Source organism: Pseudomonas sp. HP_12 (assembly GCF_055283955.1).
The window spans coordinates 200,212-215,090 of sequence record NZ_JBTOQG010000059.1; the positions used below are offsets into that span (position 1 = coordinate 200,212).

The 14,879-nt window shown below is 62.7% G+C and carries 9 protein-coding genes; 5 read left to right on the forward strand and 4 right to left on the reverse strand.

Translation table 11 applies throughout. The features are described 5' to 3' along the window. Positions 1-32: 32 nt before the first annotated feature. The gene (locus ACYASU_RS23515; RefSeq protein WP_463584250.1) at positions 33-2,462 is read right to left on the reverse strand and encodes a DUF3772 domain-containing protein; all 2,430 of its coding nucleotides are present in this window, start codon (positions 2,460-2,462) and stop codon (positions 33-35) included. A gap of 725 nt (positions 2,463-3,187) precedes the next feature. Here ACYASU_RS23515 and ACYASU_RS23520 point away from each other — a divergent pair. Continuing rightward, positions 3,188-4,132 carry a DNA/RNA non-specific endonuclease gene (locus ACYASU_RS23520; RefSeq protein WP_463584251.1) on the forward strand — a complete coding sequence of 315 codons (945 nt, stop codon included), beginning with the start codon at positions 3,188-3,190 and terminating at the stop codon, positions 4,130-4,132. A gap of 85 nt (positions 4,133-4,217) precedes the next feature. Here the strand turns inward: ACYASU_RS23520 and ACYASU_RS23525 are convergent, their stop codons facing one another. Together ACYASU_RS23525 and ACYASU_RS23530 are read right to left on the reverse strand one after the other, a co-directional pair. Next, positions 4,218-5,816: a J domain-containing protein gene (locus ACYASU_RS23525; RefSeq protein WP_463584252.1), complete on the reverse strand. Its 1,599-nt coding sequence runs from the start codon at positions 5,814-5,816 to the stop codon at positions 4,218-4,220. Between the two features lie 3 nt (positions 5,817-5,819). Then, positions 5,820-7,517: an Hsp70 family protein gene (locus ACYASU_RS23530; RefSeq protein ID WP_463584253.1), complete on the reverse strand. Its 1,698-nt coding sequence runs from the start codon at positions 7,515-7,517 to the stop codon at positions 5,820-5,822. A 350-nt stretch (positions 7,518-7,867) separates the two neighbouring features. Here ACYASU_RS23530 and ACYASU_RS23535 point away from each other — a divergent pair, with 350 nt between their 5' ends. The 4 genes from ACYASU_RS23535 to ACYASU_RS23550 all read left to right on the forward strand — a co-directional run bounded on the left by ACYASU_RS23535 (position 7,868) and on the right by ACYASU_RS23550 (position 14,395). Then, on the forward strand, positions 7,868-8,569 hold the full coding sequence (locus tag ACYASU_RS23535) for a DUF3053 domain-containing protein (RefSeq protein ID WP_192173482.1): 702 nt from the start codon (positions 7,868-7,870) through the stop codon (positions 8,567-8,569). Positions 8,570-8,707: 138 nt separating this feature from the next. Further along, positions 8,708-10,894 (forward strand): M48 family metallopeptidase, encoded by a 2,187-nt coding sequence (locus tag ACYASU_RS23540; RefSeq protein ID WP_463584254.1) that lies wholly within the window; start codon positions 8,708-8,710, stop codon positions 10,892-10,894. A gap of 230 nt (positions 10,895-11,124) precedes the next feature. Beyond that, positions 11,125-12,876: a right-handed parallel beta-helix repeat-containing protein gene (locus ACYASU_RS23545; protein ID WP_463584255.1), complete on the forward strand. Its 1,752-nt coding sequence runs from the start codon at positions 11,125-11,127 to the stop codon at positions 12,874-12,876. A 277-nt stretch (positions 12,877-13,153) separates the two neighbouring features. Then, positions 13,154-14,395, forward strand: a complete 1,242-nt coding sequence (locus ACYASU_RS23550) for a DUF1835 domain-containing protein (RefSeq protein WP_463584256.1) — start codon at positions 13,154-13,156, stop codon at positions 14,393-14,395. Here ACYASU_RS23550 and ACYASU_RS23555 read toward each other — a convergent pair whose 3' ends face one another. Then, the gene (locus tag ACYASU_RS23555) at positions 14,396-14,857 is read right to left on the reverse strand and encodes a GNAT family N-acetyltransferase (protein ID WP_463584257.1); all 462 of its coding nucleotides are present in this window, start codon (positions 14,855-14,857) and stop codon (positions 14,396-14,398) included. It abuts the gene before it with no gap. Positions 14,858-14,879 lie beyond the last annotated feature (22 nt).

Sequence of the window (14,879 nt, forward strand, 5' to 3'; positions counted from 1 at the left end):
GCCGCGCCGCGTGTCTTAATGGGGCGGGGTGATCAATCAGCGACTGCCGGCGGTTGCTCCTTGCTCAGCCCGTCGTTGATCAACACCATGCTCTGCGGTGCGGACAACGCGATGCCCATTTCCCGGAGGCGGCCCAGCACGGTAAACAACAGGTCGCTTCGGGCACTGCCGACCGAGCGCGGGCTGTTGACGTAACCGCTGGCGCTGATGATCAGGCCCGTGTTGGTCAGGTCTTTGAAGGTGACCGAAGGCGCTGGCGTATCGAGGACGGCTTCGTGCTCGGTAAACGCCTGCAACAGCAGTTCGCGGATCTGCAGGACATCCGTTTCCAGCGGCAGCGTCAGGGAAATCCCGACTACGCCCAGCGCGTTGCCCATGGTCACGTTGCGCACGTTCTGAGTAATGAACTGCGAGTTCGGCACGATCACCGTGGAGCGGTCGGACATCTGGATTTCAGTGGCACGCACGTTGATCCGGCGAATATCGCCCTCGACCCCCGCCAGGCTCACCCAGTCCCCGACCTTGACTGGCCGCTCGGTCAGCAGAATCAAGCCCGAGATGAAGTTCTGCACGATGGCCTGCAAACCAAAACCGATCCCCACCGACAGGGCGCTCACCACCCAGGTCAGGTTGGTCAGGCTGATGTGCAGGGTGGACATCACCACCGCAATCACCAGCACAAACCCGATGTAGCCGATCAGGGTCACCAGGGACGCCTGCATGCCGGCGTCCATGTTGGTTTCCGGCAGCAGCCGTTCGCCGAACCATTCCTTCAGCACGCGCACGCCCAGCATGCCGAGTACCAGGCAACCCAGTGCCATGAGAATGTCGCTTGGAACGATGTTCAGGTTGCCCAGGGATTTGTTGGTGACTTCCATCTGGGTGAAGCTTTCGAGCAACTCGCCCGGGCTTGAACCCGAGGGCAGAAAGGCCAGCAGCACGGCGGCCAGCAACAGCAAGCTGCGGCCTACGCCCGCCAGAATGGTGCTCGCCTGGGCCTGATGGCGCGGGGACAGGCCGAGTGCCGAACCCAGTGCCATGCCGCCCGGTTGCTTGGGCGACAGGAGGGTTTCGCAGACGTCGCCGAAGAACGCCACCAGCAGGTAGGCGGTCGATGCCACCACGCTCATCCAGAGCAGCTTGACCGCAAGGAAGTAGGCCAGCGTCAGGTACCCGCTCAGCAACGCCAGCAAACTCAATCCGACCCACACCGCGACGACGAAGGGGATCAACCCGGCGAGGCCGCCCGGACGCTCGATTGCAAAGCGGCGGCGAGTGCGGCGGTAGCGCACCAGGCCGAAGAAAAACACCAGCGAAACGGCCAGTGCGGTCAGGCCGTTGACTGCGACGGTCAGCGCCAGGCTGCTGGCGATGACGCTGTTGATCCGCTCCTGGGTACCGATGACCATCAGCGCCAGGGCCAACACAGGGGGAAAGCGGCCCATGGCCGTGGCAATCTCGTCAGGAATCTTCGGCAGGCGCCACGAGGGGTGCGGCAGCATCAACAGCGCGCGGCCCAAACCGACGATGAAGGCGCAGAAGGTGATCAGCGTCTGCAGTTGGTCGAGGAGATTGACCACGTCGTTGCTCAGCACTGCATGGCTGGTGATGCCCCAGCGCAGCAGGGAGGTGGCAGTGGTGATGGTGAGCACGGTCGAAAGACCGACGGCCAGGGCCAGGGCGCTGCGGCGCAGACGACCCTCGGGCAACCAACGGACCATCAGGCGGATCAGCAGGCTCTCCAGCAGGCGGCGCACCACCACCCAGATCAGCAGCGCGCCGATCACTACGCTGGCAAACAGCATGCGGTTGCCGGGCGCCAGTGCGCTGGTGAACACGCTGCGGACGTCGTCCAGCAGGCCGTTCATGCGCCTGAGGTCGTCATCGGTCGGGCGAATCAGGGTCGACCAGAACGCCGAGCTGAGAGGGCTGGCCGTGCGCGTGCTGATTTGCGAGTCGAACAGGCTGCGGCGCAGGCTGAAGATCTGCGTGGCCAGGTCCCGTGCCGACTGACTCAAGGTATTGGTCTGGCGTTCGTCGCTGACCAGCGCGTTTTTCTGGGCGGTCAATGCCTTGCGCTGGCTGGTCAGGGTGGGCGCTTCGTCCGGTTGCACCGGGCCGAGAATGTTCAGCTGATCGTTCAGGTGCTCGATGTCGACCGCCTGTTTGGCGATCAGATCATCGGCTTGCTTCTGCACCTGCAATGCGGCCTGGCGCAGGCTCGACAGCAGGTCATCGTTGGCGCTGACGGTGACTTTCTGCCGGATCTGGTCGAGCTGTTCGCTCAGGTCATCCAGGCTTGGCGCCTCGACTTCCGGCGTTGCATCAGGTTGGCTCGCGGCCTGCGGTGCGGTTTGTGGCGCGACCTGCGCCGCCGCGGCCTGTGCGAAAGCGGGCAGGGTGACGCACAGCAACAGCGCGAGCACCCCAGCGTAGAAACGGTTCAACGTGACGTGTTGCATTCGGGTTCCTTTGGGGCGTTAACCGGTTTTGCGAGCTGATCGTTTGGCGCAGGTTCCGAACGGCAGGCGGGGCTCTCGATCATTCGTGCGCGCGGGGGCGGATGATAGCAAGGATTGGGTCGTGACGACTCACGCTCGCTGTCCATTGCCGGCAGTGGTGCGGCTGATGGAAGATCAAGAGCGTCTGCCTGGGGGCAGACTGTTTCGCCTTCGGCGAGTTACTTGATAAAGCCCCAAGTAACCAAGGGCTTGTGCTCCTGATTGGGCCCCTCCTGCGTCGCGGTTCCTTCACTCCGGTCCCGCTCCGTGGGCCCGCGCCGAACGGACATCCATGTCCTGACGGCGCTCTCGCCGCATCCATGCGGCTCGACCCACTGCGCGAGACCTGCGTTCAGCCTGCACCCAAGTCGCGACTGGTGTCGTCTGCACTCGCCGTGTATGAAGATCAAGATCAAAAGCGCATTTAGATCAGATCAAAGGCTTCCCGGCTAAAGCCAGTCCTACGGTCAAGGTCACCGCCAATCCCACTGCACGCATACGATGCTTTTGTAGGACCGGCTTCAGCCGGGAAGGGGCCCTCTCGGTCAACATCAATTCGTGCTGTGAACCCACCGTTAGCCGATCCCCCCTCACGTCATGTGATATTCACACTTGGCGGCACATGATCGTGTTCGGTGTTAAACCGGGCCCGTCCGACGGACCCCCATCAATCAAGAGGTAGCAGGATGCCCACACATAACGCTCAGGTGGATCTCGCCCACCGCCCCCGTCTCGCTGATCTTCAGCCCATCACCGCCGATCCGTCATCCCATGCCACCGCGCTGCGATCAACCCCGCACGGGCGGATCACGCCGGCGTCGCAACTGGAAGGTCGCTCAGGCTACAGCGGCGATTTCCTCGGGGAATTCATCGTGCCCTGGCCGACGACATCAACGCCGGACGACGTGTTCCCGGTGGGCAATCCGGGCAATCGTCTGGATTACACCCACTTCTCCATCAGTATGTCCCGGAGTCGGCGCATTGCGCTGTATGTGGGCGTGAACATCGAGGGTGGCAGCAGCGTCGAGATCGTGCGGAGTCAGGACAACTGGGCCTACGACGGTCGCCTGCCGGTCGAGGCGCAGATTGGCGACGATCTGTACCGCGACAACCTGCTGGATCGCGGCCATCTGGTTCGCCGGCAGGACCCCAACTGGGGCGCCGAGGCGCAGACCGCCAATCAGGACACCTTCCACTTCACCAACTGCTCGCCGCAGATGTCCGCCTTCAACCAGAAAACCTGGCTGGAGCTCGAAGACTTCATCCTGGACAACACCCGCCGCTGGAAAGAGCGGGCCACGGTGTTTACCGGGCCGGTCCTGCGCAGTGACGACCCGCTGTACCGGGGCGTGCAAATCCCCCGGGCCTTCTGGAAAGTCGTCGCGTTCCTTGGCAATGACGGCAAGCCTTCGGCCAGCGCGTACGTCATCGACCAGACTCGCGAGCTGGGCAAGCTGGAACTGGTGTTTGGCGCACTGAGGACGTATCGACGCAGCGTCACCCAGATTGAGGCGCTCACCGGCATCCGTTTTGGCGAGCTGGCGCGGTACGACGGGTTTTCCAATGAAGAGCAGATCACCGGCACCCGGATCGAGGCACTGATTCAGCGGCCGGAGGACATTCGGCTGTAGCGTTGTCCTGCGATACCGCTGTCAAGGGACCTCTTTTTCTACGGCCAGGCCCTTCCGTGCGACTTCTCCTGAAAGCGGCCCGGTCTCAGGTGCCTCGCGTCAGCTGAGTGCCGGGCATGTCCATTTGCACATACGCAATCACACTCACCATGACGATGCAGAACAGCCACTGCAGACGGCTGAGCCCGGCGATCCGGTAGATCGCCTGCAGCGGCTTGCGCCAGCGATATTGGCGATCCACTGGCACTGCACCTTTGGGTTGCAGCCTGCCGATCAGGCCCGTGATGACGTAGGTGGCCACCCCGAGAAGTCCCAGCCATTTCCAGAGCACAAAGGCCAGGGCCAGCACCGGTACGCCGTTGCGGATAACCAGATAACGCCGATTCCGCGTCAGTGTATGGCTTGCGCACCATGCGCTGAAGCGTTGATCCTCATCGTAGAAGTACTCCGAGAATCTGACCCAGTGCTCATACAGCTTCTTGCCCATGTACGTGAGTAGCAGCCCTGTCATCAAGATGAGCGGCGATATGACCACCAAGAGCAGGAGAGGGGCGGGGACATCGAGTATCCCATTCAGTGCGAGGGTAATAGTCAGAACAATGCCCGCCCGCTGCGTGACGTGGGGCGGACTTTCCGGCCCCACCAGTGCTTTCCAGAACCACGGATTATGGTCCGGGAACCTCCGAGCCCAGTCGGGAAACCGCTTCGTGAAGTCCTCGGATAATTGTTCGCAAGCCTGCCAGTCAGCCTCGGTGAATGTCGCGACGCGTGCCTGCAGGTGTTCCGCCGACGAACCCGTCAGGAACAGCGCAGCAGCATTGGCGCGTGGGTTGGGATGCTCCTCGCCCTGGCGCACCAGCGCACGCAATTCGTCCACCCATTTCTTCTCTTCGCAGCGCCAGAGCAGCGCGTGCCATTGCTCATCAACGATGGGGACAACGGCTGACTCGCTGTCCCAGGCGAACAGCTGCCGAATCCTTTGAAACAAAGCGGGGGACCAGTGCTTATGTTCGAGAAAAAGATCGAGCACCTGCACGTGAAGCGTCTGGCGACGCGCTAAATCGCCCAGCCAGCCTTGTCGACTGCGGTGCTCAAGGCACCCGATGAAGCGTGTTTCTTCGCCGGCCGCCATGTATTGCTCCAGCCTGCGGTACAACCCCATGGAGAGCAGATGGCCAAGCCGCTGCTGATCGGCCTCCCGCGGGCGAATTTGCTGCCACGGCGTCAGCCACTGGCGGGTTTCAAGGCCCCAATGCAACAGGTTCGGGTGGGCGTCCGGCGCCTGGACGCAACGCATGAACAGCAGGGTCTCGACGGTCGATTCGATGCCCCGTGCGATCGCCTCATTCCAGCACTGATCAACGGCAGCATCGTCGAACGTTTCGAGCAGTTCGGCGGCCTGCTCCTGAGCGGAACGCACCACTGGCCGGGTGACCGGCGCAGGCCTTTGCACCAGAGGCGCTGCCGAAGCCTGTACAAACGAAGCGTCGCTGCCAACGCCATCGTCGCCGTCGCGCGCCAGTTGCAACGCGCGCTCGTAGGCCTCACGCAGTTGCTGGAACGCGACCGGATTTTCGTCCGGACGGGTAACCTTCAGCAGTCTGGCGTATTGGCGTTTAACACTGCGCTCGTCGGAGCGGGCAGGGAGGTCGAGAATCTTCCAGCAATCGAACGTTGTGTCCATGGGTCATTGCCACCCGCCATGTTCCAGCTGTTTGAGCCGCTCGTTCAGCTCCGTGCGCGTCTGCCGGATGAGGCGCTCGTCCTGACTTTCGAGGGCGCGCTGAAACTGGCTTGCCCAGTCACCGATCAGTTCGCGGCGTGCTCCCAGGCTCTCTTGATAGAGATGCTCCAGGCGCGCCATCAACAGCGTATTGATCTGCTGATCGCGCGGATGCACCTTGAGCGCAGCGAGCGCTTGCAGGCGTTCGGCAACTTCCTCAGGGCTGAGCACGCCGGGGTTGTTTTCGATCACCAGTGCGAACGCATCGCCCGTGCCGGGAATCGTGACCTGACATTCGAGAATGCCGTTGTTGTCGTAGGTGAAGCGCACGTCGAGATCGACGTTGCCCTTGTTGTGGGGCGGAAGAGGAATCTCCAGTTCGCCCAGTGGAATATTGTCGCGCACGAGACGACTTTCGCCCTGGAAGATGCTCACCGTCACGCCGGTTTGCCCTGCGTCGGCGGAGTAAACGGTCTTCACCCGGCTGACGGGTACGGTGGTGTTGCGCTCAATGATCGGCAGATAGTGCCCATACTCACGGTGCTGGCCGACCCGTTCTGCGACCTCGATACCCAGGGTGTAGGAACAGACGTCCGTCAGCACGACTTCTTCCAGGGCCGCATCCCGGGATTTCAACGCCGCCTGTATCGCCGCACCGTGGGCCACGGCTTCGTCGGGGTTGAGCTGAATCGAAGGGAAGCGCCCGAACATGCCCGCCGCCAGTTTGCGCACCAGTGGCATACGCGTGGTGCCGCCGACCAACAGGATTTCGTCGAGATCGCCGATCTGCAGCCTGGCGTCGCGCATGGCGCGTTCGACCGGGTTGCGCAGCCGTTCGAGCAACGGCACATACAGCGCGGCCATGTCCTCTTGAGTGAAGGTTTGCTGCCACTGCTGGCCGTCCACCCGCAGCACGAACGCGTCGCTGCGGACCTGGCCCAGGGCAATGCGCAGGCGCTGGGCTTCGCGATGCAGCGCGTGGGCGATGGATTCGGGGGCGGGAAAGCCTGGCTGGTCGGCCTGGACGCGAACGAAGGCCTCGGCCAGCAGCCGGTCAAAATCTTCGCCACCGAGGAAGTTGTCCCCCGCACTGGCGCGGACTTCCATCACGCCCTCAAACAGCTCGAGGATCGACACGTCAAACGTCCCGCCACCCAGATCGAACACCAGAAATGAACATTCCTTGCCGTGTTGCGGCAAGCCGAACGCCAGCGCTGCCGCGGTGGGCTCGTTGATCAGCTTGTCGACCTTCAGGCCTGCCAGTTCTCCCGCGATGCGCGTGGCTTTGCGTTGAGCATCGCTGAAATAGGCGGGCACGCTGATGACCGCCTCAACGACCGTCTCGCCATAGGCGCGCTCGACGTCTTCCTTGAGACTTCTGAGCACCAGCGCTGAAAGCTCTTCAGGACGGAATATATGATTGCCGAGGGCGGTCTGGTGGGCGCTGCCCATGTGCCGTTTGAACAACGCAGTGGTCAGGGAAGGGTGGGTGTGCAGGCGTTCGCGGGCGGCTTGCCCGACCAGAATCCGGCCCTCATCGTCCAGCCCGACCACGGAGGGGGTGAGCAGCTCGCCCAGCGCGTTCGGCACCAGCACGCTGGCATCGTCTTTCCAGACCGCGACCAGGCTGTTGGTAGTGCCGAGGTCAATACCGACGATCATGGGCGAGTTCCTGTGTGCAGGCTTGGGGAGCCTGGGGCTGCGATAAACGCGTTGGGTGTCATGAATGTTGTCTTCCTTGAGCCCGGAGCGGGTGTGCGCGGATTTGAGAATGATCGGCGTGCAGGGTTCAAGTGCTCGTTCGGACCCACTGCGCCGACTGCGTAACATTTCGCAAAATTACAAAATAATAGGATCCAAAGGGAATTTATTTTTGCGTAAGCTATCTAGCATCACGCTTACAGACGGTTCATCCGCCTCGACAAACTGCCGGACGAACCCGAACGCTGTACCGCCCCGAAGCAAGATTTCTCTGCCAACGGCTTTTTTCACTCCCTGGAGATTCCCCGACAATGACCGTCTCATTCAGCCGCCACTGGTTACTCGCCCTCGCACTGCCGCTGCTCCTGACCGCCTGCGGCAGCAGCGAGCCTGACCAGCGCGCCGCGTTCAAGCAGTTCCTGCAAACCCGCATCATCGACAAGCCGGGCGTCCACGTGCCCAAACTGACACCGGAAGAATCTAAGTCTTTCGGCGATTACACCCAGCACTATGCCGTGATCACTGACTTCAACAGTGGTATGGACGCCAGCATGAAACCCCTCAACGGCTTCGTGCAGAAAGGCGCGTTCCATTCATTGGGCGACGTGATTGAGCGCCGCGATGATCTCAAGACGGTGCAAACCGGCGTGAACGATCTGGTCGCACAGCTCAAGCAACAGTTGGCGAAAGCTGACGCCGCCCATGCCCAGCTCAAGCAGCCGGACGATCTGAAAACCGTGTATGACAGCGCCTACGATCGCACGGTGACCGTCCCGGCCAACACGCTCCTGACCGTCATGCCGCAAGTCAATGGCACCTTCGAATCGGGCCTCAAAGTGGCGGACTACGTCGACGCTCACAAGGCGCAGATCCAGATCAATGGCTCGGTGATTCAAGTGACGGACCCCAAGGTCCAGGCTGAATTGAACACGCTGTTGCAGGACCTGAATGCCAAGGCCAAGGTGGTTCAGGAAGCGCAGACACGCATGCAGGCCGTGTTGCTGGGTCGCTGAATCCGGACCTGATAACGGCACCGAGGGTGAGTTATCCCTTGGTTGTGTAAAGCACGCAAAGGGCATCAGACCCTTTGTCCAGGGAAGCAGGCGCGCGCCAGGGATGGCACTCGGCGGCGCTGTGGAAAGGGTCGCCCCATGAAAAAGCTGAAGCTCATCGCTGTACTGGTTTTATTCCCGCTGGCGCTGAATCTGTTTGGGGTCTGGGAGCTGCAACGCAGCACCGAGGACCGCCAGGTCTACGCGGGCTATCAGGCTGACCTCAATGAAGCGCGTCCGGAGCTGCAAGCCATTGCCGCCAAAGGCGGTTCGCGCCCAGTAATGGTCGACGTCGGCGACGGCGAGAAAATTGAAGTCAACGAGGCGTTGGCCCGCGTCGCCGGATTGCAGGACGAGCTGGGCACACTGCTGCCGCTGAGCAACGTCATGGTCTGGCTCGCAACAGGGGGCATCGCGCTGGGATTGCTGGCTGCCCTGGTGGGCGGGCTTGGCTTGTTCGGCCTTAACTGGGCAGGCCGGCGCGCCATGCATTCGCGGGAACAACTGCTGCATGGCTTTACCCGTGTGACCAAACTGCTGCCCTTCGTGCTGGTGGGGCATGTGGTGGTCATGGGGGCTGCCATCGCCGCCATCGTCGCCTTCGAGGCGCTGAATCTCTGGCACGCCGGGCGACTGTCCGCCGGCGAAATGAAATTCATGTTCGCTGCCATGGTAGTTGTCGCGGGTTGCCTGTATTCGATCTGGCAAATGGGCACGCAGTTGCGCGTCATGCTCAACATGTTCCAGCCTACGCCGATGGATGTGATGGGAGAGGCCGTCACCGCCGAACAGGCCCCGGTGCTCTGGGCTTACGTGAAGGATCTGGCCCTGAAACTGGGCGCACTGCCGCCGGATCACATCGTGTTGGGCATGGCCGCCGGCTTTTACGTCACTTCCGGCGACATCGCCCTGGCGCCGGCCAACACCACCTTGACGGGCCGCACCCTGCATGTGCCGCTGGTGTATCTGGGCATCCTTGATGAAGCCGAGACTACTGCCGTCATCGGTCACGAGCTAGGGCATTTTGCCGGCGCGGACACCGAGTTCAGCATGAGCTTCGTGCCGATCTACCACGGCATCGAGCGCAGCCTGGTGGTGATCGGCCAGACCCTGGTCGACAGCGAATGGCTGCAACGGGCGACCCTGCACCCGGCCTTCATGCTGGGTGCCTACTTCATGGAAAGCTTCGACCACGCGGTGATGCACTGGAGCCGGGTGCGCGAGCTGGAAGCCGATGCCGCCGGTGCGCAGCTGGCGGGCAATCTGGCTGCCGCGTCGGCGCTGGTGCGTATTTCCGCCATCGATCCGCTGCTTCAGGACCGCCTGGCCACTCATATCGCCCAAGCCACTCATGTCACCCCCGAGCAGAGCGCCGTTCAGGATCTGCCCACGGCACTTCTGCATGAGATGGCTGCGCTGCCGCTGACCCTGCCGGAAGAAGAGATGGCCACGCAGCTGCCCCACCCGTCAGACACCCATCCTTCGAACGGCGAGCGCGTGGCGTCTCTCAAGGTGTCCATCGACGATGCCGTGCGCACGGGCACGCGGCCCCTGGATGCAACGCAAGCCTGTGCGGCGATCGATCGGTACTTCGCGCGGCCCGACGTGTTGCGCAGCCGCCTGACGGACGATTATCTGAGCCATCATGTTCAGCAGGACGCTGCGATCGTGGAGACGTTGCGCACCCACGCCGGCAACGTAACCGGCGACGTTGCACTGCACGAAGGGGCCCGCCTGCGGGGTCAGATCCTGCTCGGATTCAGTGGCCTGTCGGCGCTGGCGGGGCTGGTTCTGCTGCTTGCCCCACTGCTGTTTTCGGGGGTGGCAGGACGTGATCCGCAGCCGTTTTTTGTCGGTGGCGGCGTCGCTCTGCTCATCACGCTGTGCACGCTGCCCTTTGGATTGCGCTTCTTCAGACGCGCTAATAAAACGGCGCTGCTGCTGACGCCGGATCACTTCGTGTTCGCCAACCTCAAAGCGCCGCTGCCGATTCGCGACATCGCCGATTTCAGCCTTCACGTCGGCAATGTGCTCATGCTGACTGTTCTGCTTGAACACGACGCGCCGCTGCCCGAGCTGACCCCACGCTCGTTCTTCTCACCCGATGCCGTGCTCAACAAGAAGAAACGCTGGCTGATGCTGCCCCTCTCCCAGTTCTGCCGCGATGACAAAAAGCTCAAGATCCCCGAACTGGCCGAACTGATCGGGACCTACCTCAACGCAGGAGCAGCGCGGCACTTGCTGCAGCAGCGGTTTGAGCAGGATGGGGAGTTGAAGGCCGGGTGAATGGCGGACTTCCCGGGTACCGCGATCCCCGTTAGGACCGGCTTCAGCCGGGAAGACGCCGGTGTGACCACTGCACATGGCGCGGTGAATCACCTGGCGCCTTCCCGGCTAAAGCCGGTCCTACGAAACGCACGCGACCCCACCGCTCGTCACCTGTCCCGTCAGATGACCCGCCTTTCACACAGCATGCCCATACTGCCCCCGTCTCTTCATTCAAAACGGAGCACGTTATGACACTGCAATTCAATGTCCGGGATTTCGGCGCCGTTGGCGATGGACATACCTCTGACACCGCAGCCATCCAAGCCGCCATCGACGCGGCGGCAAAAGCCGGTGGTGGCGATGTTTATATTCCTGCCGGCACCTGGACCCTGACCCCGGGCGGAAAGCCTGCCGACGGTGCGCTGATGCTCAAAAGCAACGTGTTCATCAAGGGCGACGGCATGGGCGCCACGGTGCTCAAGCTGGCAGACGGCACCGACCAGGCGGTCACCGGCATCATCCGCTCGGCGAGCGGCGAGGCGACCCACGATTTCGGCGTCAGCAACCTCACCCTCGACGGCAACCGGGATGCCACCAGCGGCAAGGTCGATGGCTGGTACAACGGCTTTCTGCCGGGCCAGCCGGGTCAGGACTCCAATGTCACGCTGTCCGGCGTGGAGATTCGCGATTGCTCGGGCTACGGCTTCGACCCCCACGAGCGCACGGCGAACATGCTCATCGAAAACAGCGTGTCCCACGGCAACGGGCTGGACGGGTTCGTTGCCGACTACCTGATCGACAGCACGTTTCGCAATAACCTGGCCTACGACAATGACCGCCACGGTTTCAACATCGTCACGACCACCCACGATCTGGCGCTGCTGAACAACGTTTCCCGCGACAATGGCGGCGGCGGCATCGTCGTCCAGCGCGGCAGCGAAAACATTCCCTCGCCGTATCACATCACCATCGAGGGCGGCGAGGTCGACGGCAACGCGGCTGAAGGCGTGCTGGTAAAACTGTCCAATGGCGTTGACATCAGCGGCGTGGATATTCACCACAACGGCACGTCCGGCGTGCGTGTCTATGGCAGCACGGACGTCGAAGTCCGCGGCAATCTCATTCACGAGAACGCGCAGAAAGCCGGCATTCCTGAAGTGCTGATCCAGCCGTTCGACGATCGCGGCGGCGTCTCCGGGAAGGTTCATCCGTCTGACCACAACACCTTCGCCGACAACATCATCACGGGCGGCGACAAAAGCACTTTCGGCGTGGCGGAGGAGAGCGGCCAGTCAGGCAGCAATTCGGTTTATGGCAACACCTTCGCTCATCTGCAGCAGGGTTTGGTATCGCTGCAAGGCGCGGGTGACCACGTCGGGACCAACCCCGTGCTGAATGCCATCGACGGCGGCAGTGCCAGCGATTCCCTCGATGGCACGGCCAAGGCCGACTCCATCAATGGCAGGGACGGGGCAGACACATTGAACGGTGGGTCGGGCGCGGACCTGCTGTGGGGCGGCGCCGGCCATGACCGATTGCTCGGCGGCAGCGGCAACGACACCCTGATCGGCGGCGCCGATGCGGACGTGCTGTTCGGCGGCGCAGGTTCGGACCTGTTCCGCTTTGCCTCGGTGTCCGACAGCTACAGAACAGCGACCGCCAGCCATGCCGACCGCATCGGCGACTTCGATGCCGCTCACGACACCATCGATGTCTCGGGCCTCGGCTTTACCGGATTTGGCGACGGCCATGACGGCACCTTGAAATTCACCACCAACGCCGAGCACACCCGGGTTTACCTGAAGGACCTGGACGCAGACGTGCAAGGGCATCGGTTCGAACTGGTGCTGGACGGTGATTTCAAAGCCGGTCTCCCTTCAAAAGCGATGGTATTTGCCGACGCCCCGGCGTCGCTGGCCAGCGCCTCAACCACAGCGGATGCCGTGTCGGTGGCGCTGGTAGGCGTGGCTCAGGATCATCCGGAGATTGCGCTCGTTTGACGTAACGTCAGGCCCATCCTTGCCCGTGCGCGAGAACGGGCAGCAAACCGAGGGATGCACGCGCCGTGGGGTAGCACTCACGGCGTGATGCCGTTCCATTCCCGAACCCAATTCCCGCGCCAACCTTTGCATCCTCAAGACCTTCCCGCTAAAGTCGGCCTCCGGGCGTCTGCTGCGCCTGCGGTCCGCGCGAAGGGGTTTCCCAAGGCAAGCGTTTCCCCAATCATTCATTCCAGCTCCCGGCTTGTCGGCGGACCGAGCCCTTTAAGGAGTTGGCATGCCTGCCACTAATGCGTCCCGTCAACACGGTCTGCTCGATCTACCTGCGCTGCGCAAGCACGCAAAACGTCTTCTCAAAGCCCTGAAAAACAACGAAGCGGATGAAGCCCGGGCGCAACTGCGCGCGATGGGCCTGCCGGGCCCCGACTATCGGCTCGCCGACACCCAATGGCTGGTGGCCCGCGAGGCGGGGTTCGCCAGTTGGCCCAAATTGATCGCCCATGCCGACGCCGTCGCGTTTGCCGCCCGTCATCCGGACTTCGCGGCGACGGGTGAAGCACAGGTTCAGCACTGGCGCTGTGGCAACGACATCGAGCGTAGCCTGCGGGTTGCCGGCTTTGCAGGGTCGTTCCAGATGTTCGACGACCCCATGGTCATGGGCCCGGTGCCCGCGCTGCCCGACGATGAGTATTGGGCGGGGCGTGCCGCGTTTGCCGAGCAGGCGTTTGGGCTGTCACCCCGTGACGCCGAGCAGCGCCAGGCGATGCAGCGTGACGCGTTGGCACGCCTGAATGCCGACAGTGAACTGGTGCTGTGGTGCGAGGGCGATGCGTACGATCAACTGTTTCTGGTTCGACTGCTAGCGAGTTTGCCCAGCGTGCCGCGCAGGCTGGAGCTGATCGAGATCAATCGGGTGCCCGGCGTCGAGCGATTCATCGGCATCGGGCAACTGGCCCCGGACGTACTCGCCTGGCTCTGGCCCCAGCGCCGCGCCATCGGTGAGGAGGCCTTGGCACTGGCCCGGCAGGTATGGGCCGCCTACACCGCCCCCGATCCAAGTCGCTGGGCCGAGCTTGCGGCGCAACACCATTCGGCGCTGCCGCTGCTCGGCCCCGCGTTGGCGAGGCAGCTGCAAGAACTGCCCGGCGCCGAGGATGGCTTGAGCCTGACCCAGCGATTGATCCTGCGCATTCTCGCGGAGAAAGGCGAAATGCCCGCCGGCAAGGTCTTCGGTCATTTGATGCATAATTATGAGCCGCTGCCGTATCTGGGCGACATGATGTTTCATGCGCTGCTGAGACCTCTCATCGATGCACCGCAACCGCTGCTGCACGAACAACCGGGCAGCGAATGGCCCAGGCGCCTTGTCCGGCTGACGGCGCAGGGTGAGCGGGTAGTGCGCGGGGAGTTGAACTGGCTTGATCTTGATCCGGCAGAGAGTTGGGTCGGCGGTGTGCGGATTGTTGCGGACAGTTCGCCCTGGTTGGTCAGCGCAGAAGGGCGGGTGTGGCGTCGCTGACTAGGCCGCAGACGTCAGCGACTTCTCCATGATGATCGTCCGCTCCTCGCCATGGTATTCATCGCGAATGGTTGAGTAGCCAAGCGACCGGTAGAAGCCCTCGGCCGTGATAGAAGAGGGCACGCGCAACTGACTGACGCCGTTGATGGCGGCGGCTGATTCAACCACCGCCATCAACGCGCGACCGGCGCCTCGGCCTTGGCAGGCGGGGGCGACGAATACGCTGCGGACGGTGGCCTGATCGAGGCTCGCCGTGGCAATGATGTCTTCGCCGTGGGTCGCCACGTACACCTGCCGCTGCGCCAGCAAGCGCAGGATCGCCGACGGGGAAAAACTCAGTTCCACCTGCGCAATGACGGCGGCGGAATAGTCCTGGCGATTGGACTCGCGCAGGGCGGCCACGATGACGCGGCTGATCGCGGTGGCGTCCTTGTCCGTTGCCTTGCGGATCAGGCAGGTCATGGATTTTTACTCCTGTAAAAAA